Source organism: Paenibacillus terrisolis (assembly GCF_056171975.1).
The window spans coordinates 99,552-124,719 of the sequence record NZ_JBKFGG010000004.1; the positions used below are offsets into that span (position 1 = coordinate 99,552).

At 50.0% G+C, this 25,168-nt stretch carries 29 protein-coding genes, 1 tRNA gene and 1 pseudogene; 13 read left to right on the top strand and 18 right to left on the bottom strand.

Translation table 11 applies throughout. The features are described from left to right. The first annotated feature begins 8 nt into the window (after positions 1-8). Positions 9-743 (top strand): MBL fold metallo-hydrolase, encoded by a 735-nt coding sequence (locus tag ACI48K_RS04540; RefSeq protein WP_475026304.1) that lies wholly within the window; start codon positions 9-11, stop codon positions 741-743. A gap of 86 nt (positions 744-829) precedes the next feature. Here ACI48K_RS04540 and ACI48K_RS04545 read toward each other — a convergent pair whose 3' ends face one another. The 3 genes from ACI48K_RS04545 to ACI48K_RS04555 all read right to left on the bottom strand — a co-directional run bounded on the left by ACI48K_RS04545 (position 830) and on the right by ACI48K_RS04555 (position 2,119). Continuing rightward, positions 830-1,069, bottom strand: a complete 240-nt coding sequence (locus ACI48K_RS04545) for a DUF3892 domain-containing protein (RefSeq protein WP_475026306.1) — start codon at positions 1,067-1,069, stop codon at positions 830-832. A gap of 67 nt (positions 1,070-1,136) precedes the next feature. Further along, complete coding sequence (locus tag ACI48K_RS04550; protein ID WP_475026308.1) at positions 1,137-1,589, bottom strand: GNAT family N-acetyltransferase; 453 nt, start codon at positions 1,587-1,589, stop codon at positions 1,137-1,139. Between the two features lie 188 nt (positions 1,590-1,777). After that, positions 1,778-2,119: a hypothetical protein gene (locus ACI48K_RS04555; protein WP_475026309.1), complete on the bottom strand. Its 342-nt coding sequence runs from the start codon at positions 2,117-2,119 to the stop codon at positions 1,778-1,780. Between the two features lie 77 nt (positions 2,120-2,196). Here ACI48K_RS04555 and ACI48K_RS04560 point away from each other — a divergent pair. From ACI48K_RS04560 to ACI48K_RS04570, 3 genes are all read left to right on the top strand, one after another. Then, a tRNA-Val gene (locus tag ACI48K_RS04560) sits at positions 2,197-2,269 on the top strand. Between the two features lie 140 nt (positions 2,270-2,409). Then, a complete protein-coding gene (locus ACI48K_RS04565; RefSeq protein ID WP_475026310.1) occupies positions 2,410-3,240 on the top strand; it encodes a helix-turn-helix transcriptional regulator in 831 nt (276 codons plus the stop codon). Between the two features lie 234 nt (positions 3,241-3,474). Further along, positions 3,475-4,305 carry an SDR family oxidoreductase gene (locus ACI48K_RS04570; RefSeq protein WP_475026311.1) on the top strand — a complete coding sequence of 277 codons (831 nt, stop codon included), beginning with the start codon at positions 3,475-3,477 and terminating at the stop codon, positions 4,303-4,305. Between the two features lie 636 nt (positions 4,306-4,941). Here the strand turns inward: ACI48K_RS04570 and ACI48K_RS04575 are convergent. Further along, positions 4,942-5,577 (bottom strand): TetR/AcrR family transcriptional regulator, encoded by a 636-nt coding sequence (locus ACI48K_RS04575; protein WP_475026313.1) that lies wholly within the window; start codon positions 5,575-5,577, stop codon positions 4,942-4,944. Between the two features lie 170 nt (positions 5,578-5,747). Here ACI48K_RS04575 and ACI48K_RS04580 point away from each other — a divergent pair, with 170 nt between their 5' ends. Next, positions 5,748-6,392 carry a peroxiredoxin-like family protein gene (locus tag ACI48K_RS04580; RefSeq protein ID WP_475026314.1) on the top strand — a complete coding sequence of 215 codons (645 nt, stop codon included), beginning with the start codon at positions 5,748-5,750 and terminating at the stop codon, positions 6,390-6,392. Positions 6,393-6,489: 97 nt separating this feature from the next. Here ACI48K_RS04580 and ACI48K_RS04585 read toward each other — a convergent pair whose 3' ends face one another. From ACI48K_RS04585 to ACI48K_RS04610, 6 genes are read right to left on the bottom strand one after another with little or no spacing between them, the layout of a single operon-like run. Next, positions 6,490-7,359 carry a metallophosphoesterase family protein gene (locus ACI48K_RS04585; protein WP_475026315.1) on the bottom strand — a complete coding sequence of 290 codons (870 nt, stop codon included), beginning with the start codon at positions 7,357-7,359 and terminating at the stop codon, positions 6,490-6,492. Positions 7,360-7,366: 7 nt separating this feature from the next. Further along, positions 7,367-7,690 (bottom strand): DMT family transporter, encoded by a 324-nt coding sequence (locus ACI48K_RS04590; RefSeq protein ID WP_475026316.1) that lies wholly within the window; start codon positions 7,688-7,690, stop codon positions 7,367-7,369. 17 nt (positions 7,691-7,707) lie between these two features. After that, positions 7,708-8,490, bottom strand: coding sequence for an HAD family hydrolase (locus ACI48K_RS04595; RefSeq protein ID WP_475026317.1), 783 nt, complete (start codon positions 8,488-8,490; stop codon positions 7,708-7,710). An 11-nt stretch (positions 8,491-8,501) separates the two neighbouring features. After that, a complete protein-coding gene (locus ACI48K_RS04600) occupies positions 8,502-9,878 on the bottom strand; it encodes an ABC transporter substrate-binding protein (RefSeq protein ID WP_475026319.1) in 1,377 nt (458 codons plus the stop codon). Positions 9,879-9,924: 46 nt separating this feature from the next. Continuing rightward, positions 9,925-10,767: a carbohydrate ABC transporter permease gene (locus tag ACI48K_RS04605; protein WP_475026320.1), complete on the bottom strand. Its 843-nt coding sequence runs from the start codon at positions 10,765-10,767 to the stop codon at positions 9,925-9,927. Between the two features lie 27 nt (positions 10,768-10,794). After that, positions 10,795-11,676 (bottom strand): carbohydrate ABC transporter permease, encoded by an 882-nt coding sequence (locus ACI48K_RS04610; protein ID WP_475026321.1) that lies wholly within the window; start codon positions 11,674-11,676, stop codon positions 10,795-10,797. 222 nt (positions 11,677-11,898) lie between these two features. Between ACI48K_RS04610 and ACI48K_RS04615 the strand changes: the two genes are divergently transcribed. The 3 genes from ACI48K_RS04615 (at position 11,899) to ACI48K_RS04625 (ending at position 13,510) form a co-directional block, all read left to right on the top strand. Beyond that, the gene (locus tag ACI48K_RS04615) at positions 11,899-12,444 is read left to right on the top strand and encodes a GbsR/MarR family transcriptional regulator (RefSeq protein WP_475026373.1); all 546 of its coding nucleotides are present in this window, start codon (positions 11,899-11,901) and stop codon (positions 12,442-12,444) included. A 99-nt stretch (positions 12,445-12,543) separates the two neighbouring features. Continuing rightward, positions 12,544-13,308, top strand: a complete 765-nt coding sequence (locus ACI48K_RS04620) for a polysaccharide deacetylase family protein (protein ID WP_475026322.1) — start codon at positions 12,544-12,546, stop codon at positions 13,306-13,308. A 37-nt stretch (positions 13,309-13,345) separates the two neighbouring features. Further along, on the top strand, positions 13,346-13,510 hold the full coding sequence (locus tag ACI48K_RS04625) for a hypothetical protein (protein ID WP_475026324.1): 165 nt from the start codon (positions 13,346-13,348) through the stop codon (positions 13,508-13,510). A 74-nt stretch (positions 13,511-13,584) separates the two neighbouring features. Here ACI48K_RS04625 and ACI48K_RS04630 read toward each other — a convergent pair. Next, positions 13,585-14,335 (bottom strand): annotated as a pseudogene (locus ACI48K_RS04630) (glucose 1-dehydrogenase). 174 nt (positions 14,336-14,509) lie between these two features. On the opposite strand from ACI48K_RS04630, the gene ACI48K_RS04635 reads away from it, so the two are divergent. Further along, positions 14,510-15,043 (top strand): DoxX family protein, encoded by a 534-nt coding sequence (locus ACI48K_RS04635; RefSeq protein WP_475026325.1) that lies wholly within the window; start codon positions 14,510-14,512, stop codon positions 15,041-15,043. Positions 15,044-15,113: 70 nt separating this feature from the next. Here ACI48K_RS04635 and ACI48K_RS04640 read toward each other — a convergent pair whose 3' ends face one another. Beyond that, entirely contained in the window at positions 15,114-15,728 is a 615-nt protein-coding gene (locus ACI48K_RS04640; RefSeq protein ID WP_475026327.1) for a phosphatase PAP2 family protein, read from the bottom strand. 208 nt (positions 15,729-15,936) lie between these two features. On the opposite strand from ACI48K_RS04640, the gene ACI48K_RS04645 reads away from it, so the two are divergent. Further along, the gene (locus ACI48K_RS04645) at positions 15,937-16,569 is read left to right on the top strand and encodes a helix-turn-helix transcriptional regulator (protein ID WP_475026329.1); all 633 of its coding nucleotides are present in this window, start codon (positions 15,937-15,939) and stop codon (positions 16,567-16,569) included. Between the two features lie 50 nt (positions 16,570-16,619). Here the strand turns inward: ACI48K_RS04645 and ACI48K_RS04650 are convergent, their stop codons facing one another. Beyond that, positions 16,620-16,865: a YuzB family protein gene (locus ACI48K_RS04650; protein ID WP_475026374.1), complete on the bottom strand. Its 246-nt coding sequence runs from the start codon at positions 16,863-16,865 to the stop codon at positions 16,620-16,622. A 209-nt stretch (positions 16,866-17,074) separates the two neighbouring features. On the opposite strand from ACI48K_RS04650, the gene ACI48K_RS04655 reads away from it, so the two are divergent. Continuing rightward, entirely contained in the window at positions 17,075-17,692 is a 618-nt protein-coding gene (locus ACI48K_RS04655; RefSeq protein ID WP_475026330.1) for a superoxide dismutase, read from the top strand. 80 nt (positions 17,693-17,772) lie between these two features. On the opposite strand, the gene ACI48K_RS04660 is transcribed toward ACI48K_RS04655, so the two are convergent. Then, complete coding sequence (locus ACI48K_RS04660; RefSeq protein ID WP_475026331.1) at positions 17,773-18,801, bottom strand: LacI family DNA-binding transcriptional regulator; 1,029 nt, start codon at positions 18,799-18,801, stop codon at positions 17,773-17,775. 115 nt (positions 18,802-18,916) lie between these two features. On the opposite strand from ACI48K_RS04660, the gene ACI48K_RS04665 reads away from it, so the two are divergent. Together ACI48K_RS04665 and manA are read left to right on the top strand one after the other, a co-directional pair. Then, positions 18,917-19,831, top strand: a complete 915-nt coding sequence (locus tag ACI48K_RS04665; RefSeq protein WP_475026332.1) for an ROK family protein — start codon at positions 18,917-18,919, stop codon at positions 19,829-19,831. 23 nt (positions 19,832-19,854) lie between these two features. Then, entirely contained in the window at positions 19,855-20,799 is a 945-nt protein-coding gene (gene manA / locus ACI48K_RS04670) for a mannose-6-phosphate isomerase, class I (RefSeq protein WP_475026375.1), read from the top strand. Between the two features lie 76 nt (positions 20,800-20,875). On the opposite strand, the gene ACI48K_RS04675 is transcribed toward manA, so the two are convergent. The 4 genes from ACI48K_RS04675 to ACI48K_RS04690 all read right to left on the bottom strand — a co-directional run bounded on the left by ACI48K_RS04675 (position 20,876) and on the right by ACI48K_RS04690 (position 25,003). Then, on the bottom strand, positions 20,876-21,394 hold the full coding sequence (locus tag ACI48K_RS04675; protein WP_475026333.1) for a DinB family protein: 519 nt from the start codon (positions 21,392-21,394) through the stop codon (positions 20,876-20,878). Positions 21,395-21,421: 27 nt separating this feature from the next. After that, a complete protein-coding gene (locus ACI48K_RS04680) occupies positions 21,422-21,637 on the bottom strand; it encodes a DUF3006 domain-containing protein (RefSeq protein WP_475026335.1) in 216 nt (71 codons plus the stop codon). A 9-nt stretch (positions 21,638-21,646) separates the two neighbouring features. Next, positions 21,647-22,582, bottom strand: a complete 936-nt coding sequence (locus ACI48K_RS04685) for a ComEC/Rec2 family competence protein (RefSeq protein WP_475026336.1) — start codon at positions 22,580-22,582, stop codon at positions 21,647-21,649. A gap of 159 nt (positions 22,583-22,741) precedes the next feature. Next, on the bottom strand, positions 22,742-25,003 hold the full coding sequence (locus ACI48K_RS04690; protein WP_475026337.1) for an Ig-like domain-containing protein: 2,262 nt from the start codon (positions 25,001-25,003) through the stop codon (positions 22,742-22,744). Between the last annotated feature and the right edge of the window lie 165 nt (positions 25,004-25,168).

The following is a 25,168-nucleotide window of genomic DNA, read 5'->3' on the forward strand; positions in this document are numbered from 1 at the left end:
AAGTTAACGTGGCACTTATGCTTCGGATGCTGGGAACGGGCGGAGCTTTCGCCAAAAAGTACTTTAACAATAACGCACTCTTATCGTCGGAGGATTTTACGCTGCTGATCGATTGCGGAATTACGGCTCCGCTTTCGCTTCATCAATTGGGACAACCGCTCGAAGAGATCGATGCCATCCTCGTTACGCACACTCACGCCGATCATGTCGGCGGGCTCGAGGAACTGGCTTTCCGCATGAAATACGTCGTGGGCCGAAAGCCGATTCTTTATGTTCCCGAAAAACTGGCTGGGCCGCTGTGGGAAAATACATTAAAGGGCGGACTTTCACAGGACGGCATCGCCTCTTTGGAAGACGCCTTCGAGGTCCGGCTCTTGAAGGAAGGTGCGGCTACCCCATTGTCGCGGAGCTTGAAGGCGGAGATCATGGAGACGCCACATATTCGGGGTAAGCTTAGCTACTCGCTATATATTAACGATGATATCTTTTACAGCGCGGACATGAAATTCCAGCCTGAGTTGCTGGCCAAATTGGTCACGGAACGGGGCTGCCGCAAAATTTTGCACGAAGTCCAGCTGACCGGGCCCGGTGAAGTACATACAACGCTTCAGGAGCTGCTGTCCCTGCCTCCCGAAATTCGCAGCCTGATCTCCTTAATGCATTACGGGGACGAGATGGAATCATTCATCGGGGCCACCGGGGAAATGGATTTTCTGCGGCAGCATCAAATTTATACGGTTTAGTTGAAATTGAAAAAAACACCCTCTCGAATGTTAAAATTCAAGAGGGTGTTTGGTTTTACCGATAGAGGCCTTCGGTTGCGTGCGACTTAGTCAAAACTTGGCAAGGCGTCGAGGTTGTTGGTCGGATCTCCGTCGGCGTCGCCGCGGATATGCATTTCCCCGTCTCTTCCTTTAAATAGGTTTACGCCGGCAATAGCCCCCGCTTTGACTTCCTTCAGCGCCTGCTCATAATCGAGGACGCGGCCGCTGGAGGTTTTAAAAGCTTCCAGGTCGCCATCGCCATTTTTGCGGACGGCGATAAACGTTTCTCTTGTATTCAAGGCCATCGTATATCACATCTCCTTAGCTTGGGATATGTGTATAGCGTGCCCTGATTTTCAGAAAACCATTTATTTAGGCTTTCAGCGGTTTTTCCATCCGCACATGCGGAATACCGGCATCGTCGAACGGCTCGGCGGAAATCGTGGTATAGCCCAGCTTAGCGTAAAACCGTTCGGCGTGACACTGCGCGTCCAATACCGATTTCGTCAGGCCAAGTTCGCGTCCCAGCTCTTCCAGGGCGAGCAGCAGTATTTTGCCGATCCCCTGCGACCGAAACGTTTGGCGAACCGCAATCCGCTGCATTTTGGCCGAGTTATCTTTGTAATAAATCAATCTTCCCGTTGCCGCATAAGCCCCATCTATTTCAATCAGGAGATGATGAACATCCGGCCCGATTGTGTCGTACTCGTCAATTTCCAGTTCAATCGGCACCTTCTGTTCCTCCACAAAAACTTCCTTGCGGATCTCCAGACAACGCTTTAAATACTCGTCCGTTTTCACCGGAATGATTGTTGCTGCTGCCATAAATTTCCCTCCCAGGATGACCGAAACCTAATGTTCGCTAATTGCATTATTATACAAAATTTTTGATATCATGTATAGTTCGATATGATATATGCAATCTTGGCGAACTGGAAAATCGGAGGGTGAGATAAAGCTTCAATGGTTGCGGCTAACGCAGCAAACGTGGTGTCAGACGTTGCCGTTATATTCTAATCCAGCGGGACCATGCTTTCTTTGGAATAAACGTCTTTCGTAATGGTCGGGGAGTACACGTCGTCGGAAACCGATGTTCCGAAACTCCATGGGAAGCTCCGCGTTTGCCGGTTCATCGTCTCCTGAATGGATTCCAGGCTGCAAGCGCTGAGAAGCGCCAATGTCAGAAAGCTGACGGCAACGGTGGTTAACACGGCGACAAACGACGTCGTAAATCCGGTCTCTCCACTTCCGGAAACCCCGTTTCTTTTTGAGCTATGACGATTCAAAGCTTTGAAAAACTGCATCATTTCAATTCCTTTCTGCACCGATCTGAAGTTATTCCATTGATGTCCCAACCCGCCGCCTTTTATACAAAAAAAGTTGACAGAAGCCTGCCATCTTGATATGATAAATTTTGTCTTCACTATAATCTGATCTGCTAGCTCAGCTGGGAGAGCACCATCTTGACAGGGTGGGGGTCAGAGGTTCGAGCCCTCTGCAGATCATAAGAAAGAACCCTTACGTTGTAAGGGTTCTTTGCTTTTTCTATACTTCATAAGTAAAGATAAAAAGGCATTCTACCTGGAAGTTAAAATATAAGTTGAGCAGTATCACATTAAAGTTCTCAAAAAGGAGACAAAATACAATGAATAATACCCATTCATCAAAAGTGCTTGGTCAATTCTTAAAATCAAGAAGAGAACGCCTACAACCGGAAAAAGTCGGAATCACAGAGACAACTAGACGAAGGACGCCTGGCTTACGCAGAGAAGAAGTCGCTTATATGGCTAATGTGAGCACTACTTATTATACATGGTTGGAGCAGGGACGGGATGTTAAGCCCTCCGAAGAAATTTTACGGAATATTGGAAAGGCTCTGCAATTGAATAAAGATGAGCTCATGCACCTAATCGATCTATCGGAGCTTGGCAGCTTGCGCTCCCAAGAAGATATTGATGAAGATGAGGAAGAAGACAGTACTTCTTTGTATTCAGCTGTGGAACAGCTTAGCTATCCATCCTTTATTATAAACGACAGCACAGAAGTATTAGCTTGGAACAAAGCAGCGGAGATGGTTATCTCTGACTTCAATGCATGGCTTAAAGAAGAACGCTATATGTTGAATATTATTTTTTCTGATGAAAAAATCAGGGAGCAAATGGTAAACCGTGATGAATTTATCTCGTACAGTGTGGCGGTATTTCGCGGGGTATGCGATCGTCACCCGGATCATCCGGAGTACCTCGAGAGAGCCGGATGGCTATGCGAGAAATATGCAGAATTCAAATCATTATGGGAGCAGCATGACGTAGAGCAGAAGAAGATTACCTGTGGAATTTTTCAACACCCGGAGGTTGGCTTATTGGAATTTCAAGCACATTCTTTATCCGTTGACGGCAATCCAACTTTACACTGGAGTATATATACGCCTGCTAGCGTAGAAACGGAGGAAAAGTTAATGTCACTGCTAGCATAAAACACATGAACTTTAAAATAGTCATTTTTACAGAGTCCATGAAACGTACAGGCTGAAATCCAGCTTCGACATTGTTCATGGATTCTTTTGTATATAAATCCTGGGCAGGCATCATTTCTATTAATAGAATGCTCAATTATAAAGTGGTAATTATATTACTAGCATAAACATACTGCGGCTAACCTCCATAACCGTCGCTATAATTAGTAGCAGCGACAAAAAGGAGGAATTCTTATGAAAACATGGTTTATTACTGGAGCGAATGGCGGATTGGCATATCCAATGCTGGAGGTATTGCTTGAGAGAGGAGATCGTGTTGCCGCTACAGTGCGCAAACCGCAAGCACTCGATGAATTGCAGAAAAAGTATGGTCTAAATTTATGGCGGACAACGCTTGATTTAACGGAACCACAATCTATTAAACAGGCTGTGAACCGAGCGATAGAAGATCTCGGAACCATTGATATTTTAGTAAACAATGCCGGATATGGAATGTATGGGGCTGTGGAGGAAGCGAGTGACGATCAAATCGAGCACTTGTTTCAAACTAATTTTTTGGGATCGCTGCGAGTCGCCCGCGCTTTTATGCCCTATTTCAGAGCCCTAGGCAAAGGCCATATTGTTCAAATTGCAAGCATGGTCGGACAAATCTCCGGTCCGGGTTTAGGATTGTACAGTGCTTCCAAATGGGCGGTTGAAGGAGCTTTTGAGGCGCTTGCCAAAGAAGCGGCTCCATTTAATATTAAGCTCACAATGATAGAACCCGGCGGAATTCGAACTGGATTTTTTTCCGCAAATGGCGTAATTGAACAAGAATTGGAGGCATACCACGATCAACCCGCCAGGGAATTCATTAGATATTACAGTACCAAAGAAGGCATAGATACGCTCCTCGGCGATCCGCAGAAGATGGCAAAAGTCATCATTCAACGTGTTGACGAAGGAAATGGCCCTTTGCGTTTAGCTTTGGGCAGCGATGCTTATGAGGAAATAAAGGCAGCTCTAACGTCAAGGCTGGCAGATTTGGAAGCACAAAAAGAATTGTCCTATTCTACCGATGTCTGAACACCGTGCAACGGATCCAGTACCTACCGTCCGCTCCAATTGGCATGTACAAACCATTATTGAATCTCGCCGCTAATTTCAAGCTCCAGAATATCGCTATACCAATCACGGGCAGGCTCAGTACTTCATACGGGAACAAAGACGGTGCCGATTGGGTTCAAAATGGGCGATTGCATGTTCTTATTTCCCCAATAACGAAGTTAATGCCGGCGAGTGACGTCGAAATTAAAGCCCTAACGGATCGTATAACCCTTATTTTTGAAATTTGAATCATGCGAGCAGTTTAACGGACTCAGATGATCTTATTTCGCCGATTAGCAGGCTTTTGCTGCCGATTTAGCCGAAATAACGACTTTTGAGTCCGTTAGGTTTGAAATGGGGCTATTTTGCGCGAAAATAAGGTGTCTACGATTCGTTAGAGTCTGCCATGGAAACAGGCTTATGCGGCTGTGCCGTACACTGGGCTCCATGTTCTCTTCTCGCATAGTTCACCATGGTAACATGGTTAATGCCTGCGAGCTTCCATCCCGAGCACTTCATGCAACACGCGATTCCCCTAACCGCTGCCACATACCCGCGCATAACGATCAAAAAGCTCAATAGTCCGCCCAGTTCGCCACTTGCCCTCACTGCGACTTACGCCGCAAACGAGCGAATATGCGCGATCATCGTGTCCAGTCCCGCAATCAGCGGGCCGGGCTCACGGCGGACCTGGGACAGCAGCAGCCCTCCCTGCAGAGCGGTCAGCAGTGCCAGGGCCAAACGGTCGGGTTCCGCTTCGGGTCGCAGGACTCCTCGTTCATGCATGAGGCGAAGCCCTTTGCGAAGCTCCTCCTCCCATTTGGCAAAGCAGGAGGCGAGCTCAAAGCGAGCTTCCGGCTCTTTTTCTGACAGCTCGCTGGCCAAAGAACCGATCGGACAACCGCCCAGGAAATGCTGCTTGCTCTGGCTCTCGACGATGGCGTCCCTCCATGCCTCAAGCGCTTCAAAACTGTCGAAATGGTCGAAGAACGACTGCTGCCCCCCAAGTACCGTATCGGACTGATAATCAATAACCGCTAAGACTAACTCCCTCTTTTCTTTAAAATAGTGGTACAGCTGCGAAGCGCTCACCTTCGCCGCCTTTTGCACATCCTCCACGCTTGTTCCGGAAACGCCCCGCCCCAGGATCAGCTCTGCGGCCGCGGCCACGATGCGGCCGCGCGTTTCTTTTCCCTTATTGGTCAATTTAGCCGTATTGGCTTTGGTTTTGGTTTCGATTGAATTGTTCATACGCACATCATAACAAAAATGGAGTTGACAATCCAGAATTTTACCCATATGATGGAATCGCGGGTAGGAATGGAGTAAACGCTCCAAAAAAATATATCAAAAAACGCGGCGGATGCCAGCAATCTCCAACACGTATTGGGGCATCCACAGAGCGCAAAGGAGAGATTTTCATGTCTTTAAACGAAGTTATGGAAGCGGAGAAACAACAATTCATCGCCAACACGCCGGCTGAGGTTCACGGCGAAATGTTTCGGATGATCCGGGAGCAGCAAGAATCGGGCATCGCCTATGGTTTACGGGAAGGAGACAAAGCGAAGGATTTTAACCTGGTCAATCCGTTAGGGGAACCCGTCAATTTATATGATGAGCTCGCCAAAGGCCCGGTGGTCTTAACTTTTTACCGCGGGGGCTGGTGTCCTTACTGCAATATGCAGATGCGGGCCTATGAGAAGATTTTGCCGGAGATCCAGGCGCTTGGCGGCCAACTGATCGCCATCAGTCCGCAAAGCCCCGACAACACGCTGTCCCAGAAGGAAAAAGAAAGCTTGAGCTTCCAAGTGCTCAGCGATACGAACGGCTTGGTTGCAGCCAAATACAATATTCTGTTTGACGTGCCGGAGTACATACGGGATCTGACTCAAAACCTGCTCGGTATTGATCTGGCGGAGTACAACGCAACCGACCGCTGGATTCTTCCCATTCCTTCCACCTTCATGATCGACGAAAGCGGCATTATCCGTTCGGCGTATGTCCAACCCGATTTTATGAAACGTCAAGAGCCGCATGAAATTCTGGCTCAGTTGAGAAAATTGTGAGGCCCACCCCTAAGGTTTAACATATGGAAAGGGACAACCCGCCGCCATTAAAAATGGCCTCCAGGTTGTCCCTTTGTACTTCTAGATGCTGCCCAAATCACTTCCGCGGATATTCCACCCGGTACCTGGCCGAGTCGACCCATTCGCCCCGGGCGAAGTCTCGCCCCTTGACCTCAACGCGGTCTTCGTAAATTTCAACGTAATATCCTTGGCTTCCGTCCTTATGTTCATCGGCATCGGTCCACAAATAAGCGACCGAAGCGGCATTAAACATGGCCGGTAACCTGCCCTCGCTGCCAAAATAATTATTCGGCGCTTCCATCTCCCAATGGGTGTGGCCGGTAAACAAAATCGCCTGCGGATGTTTGGCAAGCACGGCTCTCAGCTCTTCATCCTCGGTCACGCCGTACCATTCCTGCGCTTCGTACGAACCTGCCGTCGTATTTTTGAGCGGCTGATGCAGGAATACGAAGACAGGGTGATCCGGTGAGCTTTGTTCTCCAAGCTTGGCATCCAGCCAATCAAGCTGCTTCTTCGAAAGCGAACAGAAAATCCGCAGCCCTTTTTCAGTTCCCAAGAAAATAAAATGATAACCCGATATCCAGTGGTCATGGTACGCTCCCGGCATTCCCGTGGCATTCAGGAAATTTCCCAAGCGGTCTTCCCAGTTGCCCAGGGCCACGTCGTGATTGCCTGTCGTGAATCGGATCTCCGGCAGTTTGTCCTTATGCTTGTCCCATAGGATTCTCCACTGCTCGTACTCTCCGGGAAAACCATGGTCGGTCACATCGCCGACATGCATAATTCCGGCACTTCCCGTCGCCATGGCGGCAATATCCATTAAAGCCCGGTCGAGGTTTATGTTATGCGTATGCTCCGAATCAACGGTTACGTGGGTATCCGTAATGACCTGGAAGGAAAACAACGGTTTCTGTCCCGGGTCCTTCCTTTGTCCATCAAATACCATCGTTCCTCTAGCCCCCCTTGCTGCTCATATTCAAACCGATCACGCCGACCACGATCACGGCGATCCAGGCCATTGAAGCCAGCGTTAATTTTTCTTCAAATACAAGGACTCCCGCGAGTGAAATCAAAATGATGCCGATTCCCGACCATACCGCATAAACGGTGCTGACCTTCATGTATCCCAGCGAGTAATTGAGAAACGTGAAGCTGGCTCCGTAGCAAACAAACATCAGCACGGAAGGGACTAACCGGGTAAAGCTATCCGACAGCTTCATCGACACCGTGCCGGAAAACTCCAGCACAATCGCCAGAGCCAAGAATAACCAACCCATCCCTCTTCCACCTTCCATTACGGGCTTGTTCGAACGCCCAACTCTTTGTAAGACGCGATGACATAATCCGCTTTGGACAGCATCGCTTCTTCGAGCCCTTTCTGCGGGTCGATACCAATCGCCACCGCGGCACCGGCGGACTTGGCCATAATCATATCCCCATTGGTATCGCCGATGACTGCGGTTTGCGACGGCTCAACCGAAAGCGTTCCGCAGGCGAGCTCGACCATATCCGGGAACGGTTTGCCCCGTCCCACTTGATCAGCGCCGACGCAGACGGAGAAATAAGAGCGGATACCAAGCCACTCCAACTGCTTTTCGGCCGCCTCCGTTTCGTCGGAAGTGACCATTCCCAAAGCGATTCCGCTTGCAAGGCATTGCTCAAGGAATGAAAGAGCATGGGGGAGCAAACGCACCAGCTTCGACTCCTCCACCGCCGCATCCGCTTTATAGCGGCATTTCTCCGCCAGCAGCTTGGCTTCCGCCCAGGACAACCCGCGGCTGTAGCCTTCCCAAGCAAGCAAGGTCAGCAGCTCGCCAACGGTTCCCATGGAAAGCGGGCCGTTACAGTTATAACCGGTAATGGTCCCGTCGGTGGCAAACCGGATGCCCCAATCGATCAAAAGGTTGTCATCGAGGGGGGACAGCTTGCGCTTAACGAGTTCCTCAGAGAAGCGGGCGAGCAGCAGCTCGCCCCAGCGTCCCCAAGTATAAATAAAATCAATCAGCGTACCGTCTTTGTCGAATAAAACCGCCCGAATTTCATAGCTGCGTCCGGAGGACATTATAAACTGCGGCATGGAAGGCACCTTTACTTCATGGCATCCAGCGCGCGCTGTGCGGTTTCCTTCGCTTCCTTCAGCGCTTCAGCCGCCGGAACGTTGCTGATTTGCACTTTGTCGGCAGCGATCTTGAGCGCGTCGGTGATTTTGCCGCCGGTTGGATCCTGGAACGGCTCCGAAGCATGCGTAGCCTGTTTAAGCGGAATCGTTGCTTGCGGATTTATTTCACTGTACGCTACAAAGTCAGGGTTATCCAAAGCAGATTGACGAACGGCAATGTAACCCGTATTCATCGACCAGAACGCCGTATTTTCCGAGTTCATAAAGAAGGTGAACCACTTGACGGCCGCTTGCTGCTGTTCAGGGCTTGCTTTGGCCGGAATCCCTGCCATAATAGCTTGCGCTACCGGTTTGCCTTCGCCAACGCCTTCCCAGCCCGGCTGTTCCATGGCGGCTACAACGTTAAAGTCCAAATCGCCTTGGTCGCCGCTCGATCCGGTGTATCCGGCAGCTTGACCTTTCATCACATCGTCAATCGTTTTGTACCAATACTCCCAGCCTTGTCCACCCGAGTGAATGCGCATCGTTTTGTCTTCAAAAATCCATTTGCGGAACATATCCCAGGTGTCGACCCATTCTTTCGAGTCGATCGTAACGGTTTTGCCGTCGTCGCTCAGGATTTTGCCGCCTTTGCCGTAAACGGCGTCGATCATGTTGTCGGCTCCCCACATCGGCTCCCAGCCGTAGAACGTCGTATTGCCGCCTGCTTTGACTGTCATTTTTTCCGCAGCTTTACCGAGGGCTTCCCAAGTGGTCAGATCTTCCGGTTTGATGCCCGCTTTCTCAAGCGCGTCCTTGCGGTAGTACATGACCTGCGTCGTGCCGTACATCGGCAGGAAGTACTGTTTGCCGTCAACTTTGCCCTGCTGAAGGAAGGTTTGAACGACGTCGTCCGCGTTGAAATCCGGAACTCCGGCAAGAAGCTCATCCAGGGGAGCGTAGTATCCTTTGCGAGCCCATTCAACGTTCGATGAGAGCACAGCGGCGGGAACGGTACCGGACGCGATGGCGGCTTGCAGCTTTTGCTCGGTTTCCGTGTAATCGGCTTGCACAACCGGTTTAACGATGACCTCTTGCTGGGAAGCGTTGAACTTATCGATCAGCGTCTTCATGTTGTCGCCCAGCTTACCGCCAAGCCCGTACCAAAACTCAATCGTTACCGGTTCCGCCGGCTTAGTTGTGTTAGCACCGGCATTCGCGCTGGTATTAGTAGAAGCGCTTCCTTCGGCGGAAGCTTGATCCGCATTATTTCCGGCAGCGCCGCCAGCATTGTTGCCGCATGCCGAGATCAGCAAAAACGTGCATACGAGAAGCAAACTTACAAACGAATTCCTCAATTTTTTCATGGTTTTTCCCTCCACTTTTGATTTAAATGATCAACCTTTTTAAAAATCAACCTTTACTTGCACCTGCGGTTAAATTGACGCTTTGCATGACCGTTTTTTGCGTCAGCACGAACAGCACCAGCAGCGGAGCGATCGTGAAGGCGCTGGCAGCCATAATGAGCGGCCACTTCAGACCGTAAGCACCCCCTTCCACGAAAAAGCTGCGTAATCCCGCCGATACGAGCTGTAAATTTTGACTCTTGGTGATAAGCATCGGCCAGAAATAGTTGTTATACTGTTCAATGAAGGTAATCAGCCCAAGCACGGCGAAAGAAGACCGTGTGAGCGGAAGCAAAATGGTCCACAAAATCCGAAAATGCGATGCGCCGTCCATTTGCCCGGCTTCGATCAGTTCATGCGAAACCTGCAGAAATGCCTGGCGGATCAGGAAGATCGAAAACACGCTTACGCAGTTGGATAAGATCAGTCCGGCATAAGAGTCGAGAAGTCCGAACTTGCCCAGTGTTATGTAGCCGGGAAGATAAACCGCCGTGCTCGGAATCATATAGCCGACCAGCACAAGCGCGGTAAAAAAGCCCTTGAGCCGAAATTTCATGTGGGTTATCGCATACGCCATCATCCCGGAGTTGATGATCTGCAAAACGACGATACTAGAAGCGACAAAGATGCTGTTCAGCATGTATCTCTCAAACGGAGCCGCCACCCAAGCTTCGGCAAATTGGCCCCATTTCGGGGACTCCGGCCATAAAGTCGGCGGAAACTTCCAGATCTCGTCGTTGCTTTTCAGTGCGCTGGTTGCCATCCAGTAGAAGGGAAACGCCATCAGCAGAGAAGCGATGGCAAGCAGCAGATGCCTCAGCAGAGCGCCGGCCTTTTTTGTACCTGACATAAACGGATTGCTCCCCTTTCCTTTTCCTTAGGAGTAATGGACTGTGCGGCGTCCGACCCAAAACGACATCAATGATAGAACAACACAGCCGATGATCAGCGTAATGGCCACGGACGAAGCCTCTCCGATCTGAAACGCCTCGAAAGCGGATTGATAATAGAGGTACAGAAGAGTTCGCGTCGAACCGGCGGGTCCTCCCTGGGTCAGCACATTAATCTGGTCATAAGCCTGCAGCGCCTGGATCAATTGAACCACGATCAAGAAAAAGGTTGTCGGCGAAATCAGCGGCAGCGTGACCTTCATAAATTTACGCCAACGGTTTGCACCGTCGAGTTCGGCCGCTTCGAGCAGATCGGCGGGCACGTTTTGCAAGGCGACCAGGTAAAAAATCATGGCCCATCCGGCGTATTTCCAGATCGTAACGAGCAAGATCGCCACCAGTGCCCAGGTCGAATCCTCCAGCCAGCGGACACCGCCAAGCCCGATGGCCCGAAGCAAGGAGTTGGCAAGTCCAACCTCCGGCTCGAAAATCCATGACCACACGATGGATACCGCGACCGTCGGAGTCACCCACGGAGAAAACATCAGCGTCCGGTACCAAGCGCCGCCCTTAACCTTCCGGTTCATGAGCAGCGCGAGTGCCATCCCGAGAATGACGATCGGCAGCACGCTTCCCAGGCAAAACAAAATGGAAACGCGCAGCGATTGATAAAAGGCCGGATCGGCGAACAAATCGCGATAGTTTTGCAATCCGACAAAAAGCTTGTCAGGGCTCATGAAATCCCATTCCATAAAGCTGAGGTAGATGACATAAGCCAACGGAAAAAACCAGAATACCGATAACGGAATCATGGCCGGCAGAGTGAACAGCAGCGCTTTCGCGTCATCGGCCCAGCGAGATCGTTTCATGTGTCCTCCTTTTTATTGCGTTCAATATTTTTTTATTATTTGCTATAATAACAGTAAATCCAAGCTATTCAACTTGTCTGTTCAATAAATATTGTACGTTCATTTTTGAGAGAAAGGGTTATCTCCACATGAACTGACCATTAATTTTGTGTAAATTTTGATGAATTGGGATCAATGGATATTAGGAGGAAGATAGATGTGAAAAAGGCGACTTCGGGGAAAATGAGGGACCCGTTAAACTTTCGAGAGGAGCTTCGGGTTAAGGTCATCGATGCAATTGCCCAGACCATGGACCTGTATGGCGTCAATTATTCGTACGGGCAGCTGTACGGAATCATGTTTTTTGAAGATCGTCCGATGACGCTCGAGGAAATGCAGCAAAGCATGAACATGAGCAAAAGCAATATGAGCTATGCCGTTCGCGCCCTCGTCGATTCCAAAATGGTGAAGAAGCTTGATGAAAAAGAAGAACGCAAGGATCTCTATGCTGCGGAGACCGATTTCTTTAAGGCCTTCCAGGCGTTTTTCGCCACAAAGCTCCAGCGTGAGATCGACGTCATGCGGGGAGCGGTGGACGAAGTCCTGCCCATGTTGTCGGAGACGATCCTGGAGATTGGCACCTCGGAAGAAGAACGCCAGCTTTGCCTGGAGGATCTTCACAAGCTTAGGCATGCGGTGAGGTACTACGAATGGCTGCAGCAGTTTGTCGACGGACTGGCTGACGGAACCTATTTTGAAAATAACGGAAACGAAGAAGACCCCCAATAAGTTTTGGGAGTCTTTTTTTACATCGGATAAAATGAAAAAACGAAAGCCAAAATAAACAAATACTGTTCAAGTCTCAAATCATGGAGGAGCTTACCAACGATGTTGAAATCGAAAATTGGCATGGCGCTGATCCTAACCATGGCTGCCGCACTGGTTCCGGACCACGCAGAGGCGATTCCCGTCTCCCATATGAAGGAACGCAGCTATTACGAGGAACGCGGGGATATCGTTTGGGAGGTACCGACGCAGGAAAAGTACATTGCGTTTACGTTTGACGACGGCCCTGATGAAAAGCAAACTTTGGAGATTTTGAAAATTCTCGAGGAAAACCAGGCTCAAGCGACTTTTTTCGTCATCGGCGACCGGGTGAAAACCAATCCTGAAATCGTCAGACTGGAACTGTCAAAGGGGCACGAAGTCGGCAACCATTCGTATCACCATCCCTCTTTTCACAACTTGTCTCCAAGTGTCGTTCGGGATGAAATGGATCAAACCCAGCAAGCCATCTTTGAAGCCACCGGCAGAAAAGCGGCCTTGTTTCGTCCTCCGGGCGGCGTGTATAACGATCGCATCATCCAGCTCTCCAAGGATCATCAGATGCAGATGGTTCTCTGGTCTTGGCATCAGGATACAAAAGACTGGACTTCTCCAGGCGTAAACCGGATCGTTCAAAAGGTACTGAAAAACACCCGCAACGGAGACATCGTTCTTATGCATGACTTCGTCTACAACAGTTCGCAAACCGCACGGGCGCTCAGCATTATTTTGCCGGAATTGAAAAAGCGGGGTTATTCCTTTGTGACCGTCTCCGAATTGTTATCCCACAAAGTAACGCCGAACAGCCACATTAAAGCGAGTCACTAGGACAAGCATAATACAAACCGAAAAAGGAGAAAAAAAGATGGATAAAAGCACCGGACGGGGTGCCGGAGTTGATCCTATTCCGGTTCCCGGCAATGATCATTACGCCACCGAAAAACTTGACGATATCGTCGGCAGTCTGATGGACAATGCCGAAGCGGAAATCTCCGGTAAAGACGAAGACAAGGATGAGGAAAAGGAGTAAAAAGAAACCCCGGGCCAACTCATCGTGGTCTGGGGTTTCTTTTTTAAGGCTTTCCGATGGGGTAGCGGCTCCGGTTAGTGCGCCGTCCAGCCGCCATCGGCTGTAAGCACTGCGCCGTTTACGAAGCTGGATTCGCCCGACGCCAGAAACAAAGCGGCGTAAGCGATCTCTTCCGCCTCTCCCATGGGAGGCGTGCCTGCCCTGCCGATAGCTTCAAGCCCCAGCGGATTCGGCTCGGATCGTCGCGTTGATGCCGGTTTTGACGCCTCCCGGCGCGATCGTATTGGCGCGGATTCCTTGCGTGCCGTACACAGCGGCGATATTTTTCGTAAGCCCGATCAAAGCGTGCTTGGAGGCCACATAAGCGGCGCCTCCTCTTGCGCCGAACATTCCGCCCACCGACGAGTTGTTGACGATCACGCCGCGCCCCTGCTTCAGCATCACGGGCAGCGCCGCACGGGAAGCGTAAAACGGTCCGGTCAGATTGACGCCAAGGACACGTTCCCATTGTTCATTCGTCAGCTCCGCCACCGGAACAAAGTTGTCCATAATACCCGCGTTATTGACCAAAATATCCAGCGAGCCGTAAGTCTGCACCGCTTTGTCGATCAACGATTGGACATCCCTTTCCTTGGCCACGTCGATTTTCACGCCGATGGCTTCCCCGCCGGACTTTTGAATAAAAGCCACTACCTCGTTGACTTGGTCCTCATGGATATCCGCCGCCACGACTTTGGCGCCTTCTTTGGCGAACAAAACGGCCATCGCCGCTCCCATGCCGGATCCCGCCCCCGTAATTACCGAAACTCTACTCTCAAGTCTCATCGCTTACCTCCTTGGACACTAGCAGCACAAAAACTGCATTAAAATTAATTATTTTAATTTTTTATATTTGTGATTTAAATCACATGTCATGTGAAAAATATCACTTATAATAAAGACATCAAAGGTGATCATCCTAAAAAAACAAAAGCAGTTAAAACCAAAGGAGTGGTAATCATGTTTAACAATTTCCTCAGAACGAATAAAGTGGCAATGTGGCTCCTCACCGTAATCCGGATTTACGTTGGCTACCAATGGATCGATGCAGGCTGGCACAAGGTAACCGGAGGATTTGACGCATCGGGCTTCCTGAAAGGCGCCATCGCGAATAGCACGGGCGATCATCCCGCCGTTCAAGCCTGGTGGGCAAGCTTCCTGCAGCATGCGGCATTGCCGAACGTAAGCTTCTTCAACGTCTTGGTTCCTTTCGGCGAACTTCTTGTAGGTATCGGTTTGATCCTTGGAACATTCACCACCTTCGCCGCCTTGATGGGGCTGGTGATGAACGCCGCTTACCTCTTCTCGGGAACCGTAAGCACCAACGCCCAACTTCTGCTGCTTGAAGTTCTGGTCATCGTTGCCGCCGCCAATGCCGGAAAAATCGGACTTGATTACTATCTTCTCCCTTACCTGCGCAAAGTATTCCGCGGCAAAGCGGACAAAACGACAACGATTCCGACTCCAAAACAACCAAAACCGATGAATGCCTAATTAGCCATACTGTACGGACTGAAGCCATACTGTATAGAAATAGATTGAAAAAGGGATGACCCACCCGGGGTCATCCCTTTTTTGATATGTGCTTTTTCAGTCCCCAATAACTCAAAACCGCCACAGCCGAGCCCGCCATAAATCCGCCGACAATATCGCTTGCGTAATGGACCCCCAAATACAATCGGCTTGCGCCGATCAGCAAGATCAGTGCCAAAACCGCCCATCCAAGCGCCTGATTCCCTCTTCTGGAGGAGCGAAGCAGCATGGCGGCAATCAGGCCGTAAAAGGCCGCCGAGATCATCGCGTTACCGCTGGGAAAGCTGTAGCCGTCCGGTTCCACCAGGCTGTTCCATAACTCCGGGCGTTCCCGGTGATACAGCAGTTTCAGCGCCTTGTTCAAAAGCCAGGCCCCGACTAAAGCAATTGTCACCCACAGCGTTTCCCGCCCCCGGCGCAGCCGAAAGAGGATCCACCCGGCAACAATCACAAACGCCACGATAAACCCGTTGGTCGTGCCGAGCTCCGAGAATCCTTTAATAACCGGATTCAATCCCTCGCTTCGAAGTCCAAAGAAGAAATCGCCGATAGTCCGGTCCATCGATTGTATCGTTTCCGTGTGTATGCCTAATCCCAATACAAAAAAACATAATGCCAGCACCGCCGCCGCAACCCAGAATCTCAATCCGTCTCCTCCCGACCTTTAGCATATAAATGATAAGTTCAAAAGTATTTTACCTATATCTCAAATTTTAGGCAATCCTATAATTTTTGACTGATCTTCTTCAAATGGCAGATAGTTATTATACTTACTATACTTTAATATTGACTAAGCATAGAATATTCTCTACAATTTTTGTAACCGTGATTTTCACCTGGAAGGATGTGTCCGCATGAGTCAAAATAAAGAGCTCTCTACCCGTGAACGGATTCTTCATATGATGAAAACGCTCGGGCCGCTTAGCGCCAAAGACATCACGAATGAGTTGCAAATCACCGAGATGGCCGTTCGCCGGCATCTGGGAACGATGGAAAGAGACGGACTGATCGAATCCAAAATGAATCGTCAGACCATGGGCCGTCCTACGGCCGTATATGGACTTACCGATTTGGGAGAAACCGTGTTCCCCAAAAATTATCATACGCTTACGCTGGATCTGCTGGACGAACTTGCCGAGGAATCCGGCGAAGAGATGGTAAATCGATTGTTCGACCGCCGCAAAGAGCGGTTAAATCGCAGATATGAAGCGGAAATGGAAGGAAAAGAGCTGCCCGATAAAGTTCGGCGTCTGGCGGAGATCCAGAACGACAATGGCTATATGACCGAAATCGAGGAAAACGGCGAAGGCGATTACGTGCTTAAAGAGCATAATTGCCCGATTTCGCAAATTGCCAATCAATATAATCATGCCTGTGATTGCGAGCTCAATTTATTCAAATCCCTTTTGAATACGGATGTTGAGCGGACCGAATGCCTCGCGAAGGACGGCAAGTCCTGCGTTTATATCATCCGGAACCGCAAGTAAAACAACGAGACAGCCTCTGAATCCAGAGGCTGTCTCGTTGCTGTTGCCGATTATACTTGGTACGCCTCAAGCTCTTCTTCGATCTTTAGCTTGATTCGCTCTACACACTCTTCTATCGTATTCCCAATGACTCTATGTCCGTTTACCAGCGCATACGGTTTGATTTTGCATAATCCGCATATATTAAGACAGTCGGAGCGAAGCACCGCGATCTCGGGATACTCCTCTTCCAGCTGTTCCAGCTCCAAGGCGCTGATCAGATTGCTGTCGCATGCTTCGACAAGGACGATACCCATACCCACGTAAAAATCACCCCTAAGCTCAAAAAGTCCTGTTCTGCTCCCTCATTATGAGGAGCAGGCGAGTGTTTGTCAATGTATGTACTTCAATTTAACATACTTAACATACATTTATGTTGACTAAGTGGAAATGGAGTTCTATAATAAGGTTGTCGGAAACGAAATCGAGTTTTACATAATAATTATTTTAGAGAGGATGATTTACCATGGCACATCAATTGCCAGCTTTGCCTTATGCTCCGAATGCTCTTGAACCGCATATCGATGAATTGACGATGACGATTCACCATGATCGCCACCATAATACGTATGTAACCAATCTGAACGCTGCATTGGAATCCGCTCCCGAACTTCAATCCAAATCGGTTGAAGACCTGATCGCCGATCTGGACAGTGTACCCGAAGGCATCCGCACCGCAGTTCGCAACAACGGCGGCGGCCATGCCAACCACTCGCTGTTCTGGGAATTAATCGGACCGGGCGGCGGCGGCCAACCTTCCGGTAAGCTTGCCGACGCCATCAACAACGAACTGGGCGGCTTTGATAAATTCAAAGAAGATTTCTCGAAAGCCGCAACGACGCGTTTCGGCAGCGGTTGGGCCTTCCTGGCGGTAGACGCGAACGGCAAATTGTCCGTATTCAGCCTGCCAAACCAAGACTCCCCGTTGATGGAAGGTAAAACTCCTGTGCTTGGCCTTGACGTTTGGGAACATGCTTACTATCTGAAATATCAAAACAAACGCCCGGATTACATCGCCGCTTTCTTCAACGTGATCAACTGGTCCGAAGTTGAAAAACGTTACGAAGCCGCGCTGAACAAATAATCCAACCGTCCATCGCATCTTCATTTGCCCATTCACAAAAAAGACGACACGGCTCGAAAGCCGTGCCGTTTTTTTTACGCTTATGGCATCCATTTCACCGAATCGCGGACCACCAACGTCGGCCGGATTTCCGTATGAACGAACTCCCGGGCTCTTCCGTACTGCGATTGCAGCAAGGAGATCGCCGCATCGCACATCTTCTCCTTATCCACCCGCATCGTTGTCATGCCCAGCCCCGCCCGGCTCGCATACTGCAAATCGTCGAAGCCGGCAATCGAGACCTTGTCAGGAATGGGGACGTTTCTTTCATGCAGAAGCTCTGCCAGAAGGTAAGCAATCCGGTCATTTCCGCAAAAAAAAGCGGTGGGCAGTTTCACTAATCCATTCAGAAATACGTCGATTTCTTGGGACGTATGTTCATATCCTTCAGATAACGTCAAACACCAGTCGCCGGTTGGCTTTAAACCGTGATCCTGCATCGCTTTCCAGTATCCGAGCCACCGTTCGTCATGGCTGGTCGACAGGTTGGTCGGACCGATAAAACCGATTTCCCGGTGCCCCGCCTGGATCAAGTAAGCGACCGCTTCATAGGCTCCCGTGATGTTGGCCGACGTTACCGCCGCACAAGGCAGCTCCCGATCATAGGAGTCCATGACGACCAGCGGCGTATCCATCTCCCAAAGCATGCGGGCATAGTCATACTCCACGATTCCGAACATCATGATCCCGCGGTAAGGGATATCCGAAAAAACACCCGGAAGCTTGAGACTTCCCTCCATCTCTCTGTCAAGCGGTGTAATGACGGCGTTAAGCCCTTGCTTGCGCGCGCTTTTCTCCAATCCCCAAATCATATCGTGAAAAAACTGGAAATGATCGTTATCCTGATAGCTCATGATCCGCTCGGGAACAATAACGAGAATATTCGTGCCGGCTCCGACCTCTTTCACGGCATAAGGACCATAACTCAACTCCTTGGCCGTCTGCTGCACGAGGGAGCGCATTTCCTCGCTGACGCCTTTCTTGTTCATCAGGGCCAGCGACACCGCATTTTTGGAGATATTCAGCTTGTCGGCGATATCCTGCATTGACACTTTCTTTTTCCGGCCCATTCTTTTCAACCCTCCCGAAACATGTTAAACTTAGCCTAAATGTTACTTTACAAAATTATATTTTGTCAAGTATGTCAAGTTAATGATGTCGTTTAGACAACAGGAGGAATGAATTTTGAGTTACGCAGTTGGCATCGATATCGGCGGCACCAAAACGGCCATCGGTTTGGTCGACGAGCACGGACAGGTTCATGCTAAAACCTCTCTGACGACCGACCGCTCCGTTACCCCGGAAGTCATGGTGGAACGCATGGCCGAAGCCGTCAAGCAATTAACGAATGACGCCGGCTTAAGCGAATCCGATTTGCTGGGCATCGGAGTTGGTGCTCCCGGACCGCTGAACACGAAGGAAGGAAAAATCGCGGAGCCGCCAAATCTGCCAGAGTGGTGGAACTTCCCGGTCGTGGATGCGCTGAAGCGCCATTTCAGCCTGCCGATTTCTTTTGAAAACGACGCGACTGCCGCCGCCTTGGCCGAAAAGTGGCAAGGTGCCGCTAAAGAGGCCGAGCACTTCGTGTTTATTACGGTCAGCACGGGCATCGGCGCCGGTATTTATACGCATGGCAAGCTGATCACCGGAGCTTCCGGCAATGCCGGAGACGTTGGGCATATCGTAATCGATCCTGCCGCCGGAACCTGCGTATGCGGTCAACAAGGCTGCTGGGAATATATCGCCTCCGGGACCGCCATTGCCCGGCAAGCTTCCGCTCTGCTTGGCCGCGAGATTTCCTCGAAGGAAGCGTTCGATCTTGCCGCTGACGGGCATCAGGGAATCAAAGCACTGGTGGATAAGGTTTTCCGGTACATCGGTGTCGGCTGTGTTACGCTGATCAATACGTTTGACCCGGAACTTCTCGTCATCGGCGGCGGCGTGTCTCAAGTTGGCGCGCCTTTGTTCGATGCGGTTACCGATTACGTATCCAAATATGCGCTGAATCCCTCGGGACGCAAAACGCCAATCGTCCCTGCCGCGCTATTGCAGGATGCCGGACTGATCGGGGCCGCCGCACTGATTCATATCCCATACTGAAGATTTAAGGAGCCTGACAAATGATGAACGAACCTATTTTTTTGCAGCCGATTTTTCAGGAAAGAATCTGGGGCGGAACAAAGTTGAGAGACTTGTTCGGCTATGAGATCCCCAATGACCTTACCGGGGAATGCTGGGCGATTTCCGCGCATCCCAACGGACAAAGCGTCGTCAAAAACGGCCCATACCAAGGCATGAAGCTTGGCGAGCTGTGGTCTTCGCACAAGGAGCTGTTCAACTCGGATTCCCCCGTGTTTCCGTTGCTGACCAAACTTCTTGACGCTTCCGACGATCTGTCGGTTCAGGTGCACCCCGACGACACATACGCTTCCGAACATGAACATGGAGAGCTTGGCAAAACCGAATGCTGGTACATTGTGGCCGCCGAACCGGGATCTGCGATCATTTACGGACACGAAGCCCAAACCAAGAAGCAACTGGTGCAAATGATCGAAGCGGGCAACTGGGAAGGGCTTCTGACCAAAGTGCCGGTCAAAGCCGGCGACTTCTTCTATGTTCCAAGCGGTACGCTGCATGCGCTTGGCAAAGGCATCGTCGTGCTGGAAACCCAGCAAAGCTCCGATACGACCTATCGCGTTTACGATTATGACCGCAAGGATAAAAACGGAAACGGCCGCGAGCTTCATTTGGAAAAAGCGATCGACGTCATCACGGTACCGCAAGGGTATCAGCCTGAGTCATACAGCCGTTTTACCCAAGACGGGCTGGCCGTTACCACCTTTGTGACTAATTCCTTCTTTACCGTACAAAAATGGAATGTCGCTGGCGTAGCTACGCTTTCCGGCAATTCAAAGTATACACTGTTCAGCGTGCTTGCCGGGCAAGGAACACTGAACGCCGGAAATGAAAGCTATCCGCTGGCTAAAGGTGATCACTTCATCCTGCCTGTCGAGTTCGGTCCATACCAGCTCAGCGGTGAACTCGAACTGATCGTGGCGCACGAATAACTTAAAAGCCGGCAAGCTTGGGCGGATGCGTCGTCCGTAAAGCTTGCCGGCTTTTTAGCTACATTTACGTTGTTTCTTAGGATTGCAGGTACCTCTCGCGAATAATCGCAAAATGATGATAAGCGTGTCCCGCAATGATATACGCCAAGGCCCGAGCAGTAGCAGGACCGCCCGAAACTGTCCCGATCCGGTCCCAAGCCGAGTCGTCCAACCCGCGTATCAGGGACAAAGTTGATTCCCGCACAAGCATAAAATCATGAAGCAGTTCGGATAGCGTCTGTTTTTCAAAATTGGCATTTTGAACGAATAAATTCTCTTCGAAGCCCGGCAGCGGCGTCGTATCCCCTCTGGCCACTCTCAGCAAACGGTAGCTCATGACCCGCTCCGTGTCGCTGATGTGCCCAAGCACCTCTTTCAAGCTCCATTTTCCTTCGGCGTAACGAAAATCTCCCTGTTCCTCCGCCAGGCCGCCGAGTTCCCGGTTCGCCCGCTCCGGCTGAAGCTTAAGCAGCGCAAGGATATCCCGTTCCTCAACCTCGCCGATATAACCTGCAAAATGATCCGAGAACTCTCCTTTTTCTGGTTTGGTCAGCATAGAAATTCATTCCTCCCTTGCGTTCGATTATTCATCTTCCCAGACTTCATCCATTAGCGACCGGATCGCTTTGCGGCGAGCTTCCGTTTCCCGATGGTTCGTCATCCATTTCTCGCCGTTCCACTCCACAACATCCCCGATCTTAACTGTGGAGTCCACCAGCTTTCGCAAAACGGGTTTAACGTTCCCATCACTTTCAACGATGCAGTAATCCCCTTCAAAGCCTTCAATGACATGAATCATCGGCGGCACTTACCTTTCCGTTGAAATATGATATTCTTTGCCGTCGGAGGCAATTTCGATCGTTCCCTGCAGATCGTTGCGGTACACCTTAATTCCGAGCTTGGAAAGCCGATCCAAAACCGTTTGAGTAGGGTGACCATACGTGTTCTCTCCAACTTGAATAACGGCGTACTTCGGTTTGACCTGGTTCAAAAACCGCAGCGATGAGGAAGATTTGGATCCATGGTGCCCAACCAGCAAAACGCCGGAACGGAGGGTTGCGCCGGAATCGATCATTTCATTTTCACTTTCCGTTTCCGCATCGCCGGTCAGCAGAAATGAAGTGCCGCCATAAGTCACTCTTACCACTGCGCTCATATTGTTGGTTCCTTCCTCCGTCATACTTACGGGGGCGAGCATTTTCACCTGAACCTGTGGGTCAAAATTCAGAAGGAGTCCCGCTTTGGCGGTCTTTACTTTAAGGCCCTTCCGCCCAATCGACTGGAGCAGAGATTCGAAGGTTTTCGTATTGGACTGAATTTTCGGCATGTAAACCTCACCGACATCGGTATGATCGATCACGCGATCCAGACCACCGATATGATCCGCATCCGGATGTGTTCCGATGACGATATCAAGACGCTTGATGCCGTATTTATTCAAATAGCCGAGCATGGTCTGTTCCTTGCTGTTGTTCCCCGCATCGATCAGCATCGTCTTTCCGTTCGGGCTAATAATGAGCTGCGACGCTCCTTGCCCCACATCAAGAAAGACGACCCTCAGCTGCTTCCCGGACGCTTCCTGCACATGGGTCGACGCGGAACTTTCTTCCGCCTTCGGCTGCGTGTTCTTCCAATCGTCGGGAACATAATGGGAGTAGAAAACGAAACCCAGATAAAGCAGAAAAATCAATAATGCCGATAACCCGGTAATGCCTTGTTTTTTAGCCTTTTTACGCTTGCTCATAGATGCCTTTCCTTTTCAGCTGATTGTAGTTCGGACAAGAAACACAAGAACACCTGTTCCAATTATAGTGAAAGCCCGGCCTTGAAGCAATCCTTATTTTGGAATCAACCTAAAAAAGGGAGTCCGCCAAGGTTTGGCGGACTCCCTAAAAGTGCTTAATTAAGGTTTTACAGTAACATATACCGTAGCGGTTTTACCGCCAAAGCTGGCTTTAATCGTTGAGCTCCCTTTGGCTATCGCTTGAATTTTGCCGCTCGCAACTGTGGCAACAGCCGGTTTGGAACTGGTCCATACCGCGCTGCCGGTAACATCGGTAACTTTGCCTGTATCATATTGGGCTGTCAATACGACTGTTTTGGCGGAGCCCGGAGTCATTGGCACTCTGCTCATATCCACAGTGAGCTTCGTCAACTTCGGCACGACGCTGACTTTAATGCTCACGGCTACTCCTTGGTAGGACCCGGAGATCGTGGTCGTTCCTTCGGCAACCGCCTTAATGCTGCTGCCTGAAACCGTAGCGGCGTCCTCATTGGAGGATTGCCAGTTCATTTTGCTCGCTAAACTTACGGTTTTTCCATCCGTATAGAAGCCGGTCGCTTTGATCGACTTCGATTTTTTGAGGTTAAGCTCAAGCGTTGTCGGATCGACGACGATTTTGGTAATCTTCTGCTCAATCGTCACCGGAATGCTGATTGTCTTGCTCGCATAAGTACCTTTTAAAGTAGCCGAACCTTTGGTCAAGCCCTTGATTTTCTTACCGTCGGCGGTTGTCTTAATCACGGCGTTAGTACCGCTTAAAGTCCACACCACGCCGGTCGTGTCAGTGGATTCTTCTCCGTTCATATAAACAATGTTGATCGTAGGCAGTGGAGTTTCTTCACCTACCACGATGTTCATTTTTTCATTTTCGGCGATCAAAGTAAGCACTTTTTCTTTAACTGTTACCGTGATGGTCACTACACCGTCCGAAGAACTGCGAATCGCAGAAGCCGATCCGATACCGGTTACCTCAGGGAGCTTGCCGGTAATCGTCACTGTCGAGGACAGCGGGGTGCTGCCGTCGCTTTCCTTGGCTGTGATTTTGCCGTCTTTGACGGTTGCGATGTCTTCATGATCGGACGTCCACTCGATTTGGTCACTGAAATCGACATCTTGGTCGTCGATTTTCTTGGCCGTTACTTTCGGCAAGCTGACGGAGTCCCCTTTAAACAAATCAAGTTCCGTTTTCTCGGCCGTTAATTTCATAATCGTTGGATTAACCGTTACCTTGATACTTTTACTTATCCCCTGCGAACTCACTTTAACCGTTGTGGTTCCTACCGATCGAGCTGTAATCGTCCCAGTGCTGTCCACCGTCGCGATAATCTTATTGGAAGAAGTCCAGTCCGGAGAGATGGCTGGAACAGACTGGCCCGCCCCGCTTCTCATCGTCGCATCGACTTTCAGCGTTTCTCCGATAAACAAGGACTGATCCTTCGAAGGTGCAAGAATAATCGCTTCATAAGGCGTTCTCACGTAAATATCTACGCTGACGGTATTTCCTAAATAACTCGCCGTAATGGTTGCTTTCCCAAGGGCAAGGATCGTCACTTTACCCTCTTTGACCGTCGCCACGCTACTGTCGGAAGTTGACCATGCAGCTTTGGTTGAAACATCCGTCTCGGACTGGTCGTTCGCATTGATGGTTTTAGCAAGCAGCGTGATCTCTTTATCCACAACAATCTGCTCAAGATCCTCGCCGTCACCCAGTTTTGCCCCGTCCTTAAACAACTTTAATCCGGAGTAAGGAGAAGTCACCGTTGCCGTATAAGTGGCCTTTAATCCCGAGTATTCGGCCGTCACTGTTGCCGTCCCCGTGCCAACCAACGTGATTTTCCCTTTATCGATCGTCAATACGCTGGAATTGGAGGAGCTCCATTTCGCATCCGTCGTGACATCTTTAGAATTGCTGCTGTCGATTTTCGCCGTTGCTTTTACCGTAAGATTATCATCGCTGGTACTATCGAGAACGTATTTCCCATCCAGCTTGTAATCCAAACTTAAATCGGTGTATGTATCGACGATATTGATTGTGATTATGGAGGTAGAACCCGAAGTACTATCGATAGCCCTTACAATAGCTTCACCGCTTTTCGAAGCGGTAACCAGACCTTGATTTACCGTAAGCTGAGCTCCGTTCGAGGATGTCCAGGTCCAGTTAACAGCAGCGGTCACATCCTTTTTATTGGTTGAACCTTCAACGGTTGCCCATGCCTTTAGCTGCTTGGTTTTGCCCACTGCAAGATCAACTGTTGTATTCTCTCCGTCAATGGCGATAGAATTGATATCCCCTGCGGCCGCAAAGACACCTGTCGGGAACAGTGCCGCTAGGAGCAGAGCCACAACGAGAAACCATCCCGTTACTTTCCTGTTAGCAATCATGCATTTCTCTCCTTTGGTAGTCACTTTACCGGAAATCTTTTTCCAGCCCTATGCGTTTTATATCGACATTTGGGAGTAATTTCGTAACCTTTTCAGCGAAATTAATACCATTGACCTATTAAAAATCTATCCGCATAAAAAAGAATTTCTTTAAGCCCCCCTTTA

Coding starts and splice junctions, on each gene's coding strand:
- ACI48K_RS04545 (WP_475026306.1), bottom strand. CDS start 1,069: ATGGCCTTGAATACAAGAGAAACGTTTATCGCCGTCCGCAAAAATGGC.
- ACI48K_RS04550 (WP_475026308.1), bottom strand. CDS start 1,589: ATGGCAGCAGCAACAATCATTCCGGTGAAAACGGACGAGTATTTAAAG.
- ACI48K_RS04565 (WP_475026310.1), top strand. CDS start 2,410: ATGAATAATACCCATTCATCAAAAGTGCTTGGTCAATTCTTAAAATCA.
- ACI48K_RS04570 (WP_475026311.1), top strand. CDS start 3,475: ATGAAAACATGGTTTATTACTGGAGCGAATGGCGGATTGGCATATCCA.
- ACI48K_RS04575 (WP_475026313.1), bottom strand. CDS start 5,577: ATGAACAATTCAATCGAAACCAAAACCAAAGCCAATACGGCTAAATTG.
- ACI48K_RS04580 (WP_475026314.1), top strand. CDS start 5,748: ATGTCTTTAAACGAAGTTATGGAAGCGGAGAAACAACAATTCATCGCC.
- ACI48K_RS04585 (WP_475026315.1), bottom strand. CDS start 7,359: ATGGTATTTGATGGACAAAGGAAGGACCCGGGACAGAAACCGTTGTTT.
- ACI48K_RS04590 (WP_475026316.1), bottom strand. CDS start 7,690: ATGGGTTGGTTATTCTTGGCTCTGGCGATTGTGCTGGAGTTTTCCGGC.
- ACI48K_RS04595 (WP_475026317.1), bottom strand. CDS start 8,490: ATGCCGCAGTTTATAATGTCCTCCGGACGCAGCTATGAAATTCGGGCG.
- ACI48K_RS04600 (WP_475026319.1), bottom strand. CDS start 9,878: ATGAAAAAATTGAGGAATTCGTTTGTAAGTTTGCTTCTCGTATGCACG.
- ACI48K_RS04605 (WP_475026320.1), bottom strand. CDS start 10,767: ATGTCAGGTACAAAAAAGGCCGGCGCTCTGCTGAGGCATCTGCTGCTT.
- ACI48K_RS04610 (WP_475026321.1), bottom strand. CDS start 11,676: ATGAAACGATCTCGCTGGGCCGATGACGCGAAAGCGCTGCTGTTCACT.
- ACI48K_RS04615 (WP_475026373.1), top strand. CDS start 11,899: ATGAGGGACCCGTTAAACTTTCGAGAGGAGCTTCGGGTTAAGGTCATC.
- ACI48K_RS04620 (WP_475026322.1), top strand. CDS start 12,544: ATGTTGAAATCGAAAATTGGCATGGCGCTGATCCTAACCATGGCTGCC.
- ACI48K_RS04625 (WP_475026324.1), top strand. CDS start 13,346: ATGGATAAAAGCACCGGACGGGGTGCCGGAGTTGATCCTATTCCGGTT.
- ACI48K_RS04635 (WP_475026325.1), top strand. CDS start 14,510: ATGTTTAACAATTTCCTCAGAACGAATAAAGTGGCAATGTGGCTCCTC.
- ACI48K_RS04645 (WP_475026329.1), top strand. CDS start 15,937: ATGAGTCAAAATAAAGAGCTCTCTACCCGTGAACGGATTCTTCATATG.
- ACI48K_RS04650 (WP_475026374.1), bottom strand. CDS start 16,865: ATGGGTATCGTCCTTGTCGAAGCATGCGACAGCAATCTGATCAGCGCC.
- ACI48K_RS04655 (WP_475026330.1), top strand. CDS start 17,075: ATGGCACATCAATTGCCAGCTTTGCCTTATGCTCCGAATGCTCTTGAA.
- ACI48K_RS04660 (WP_475026331.1), bottom strand. CDS start 18,801: ATGGGCCGGAAAAAGAAAGTGTCAATGCAGGATATCGCCGACAAGCTG.
- manA (WP_475026375.1), top strand. CDS start 19,855: ATGAACGAACCTATTTTTTTGCAGCCGATTTTTCAGGAAAGAATCTGG.
- ACI48K_RS04675 (WP_475026333.1), bottom strand. CDS start 21,394: ATGCTGACCAAACCAGAAAAAGGAGAGTTCTCGGATCATTTTGCAGGT.
- ACI48K_RS04680 (WP_475026335.1), bottom strand. CDS start 21,637: ATGATTCATGTCATTGAAGGCTTTGAAGGGGATTACTGCATCGTTGAA.
- ACI48K_RS04685 (WP_475026336.1), bottom strand. CDS start 22,582: ATGAGCAAGCGTAAAAAGGCTAAAAAACAAGGCATTACCGGGTTATCG.
- ACI48K_RS04690 (WP_475026337.1), bottom strand. CDS start 25,003: ATGATTGCTAACAGGAAAGTAACGGGATGGTTTCTCGTTGTGGCTCTG.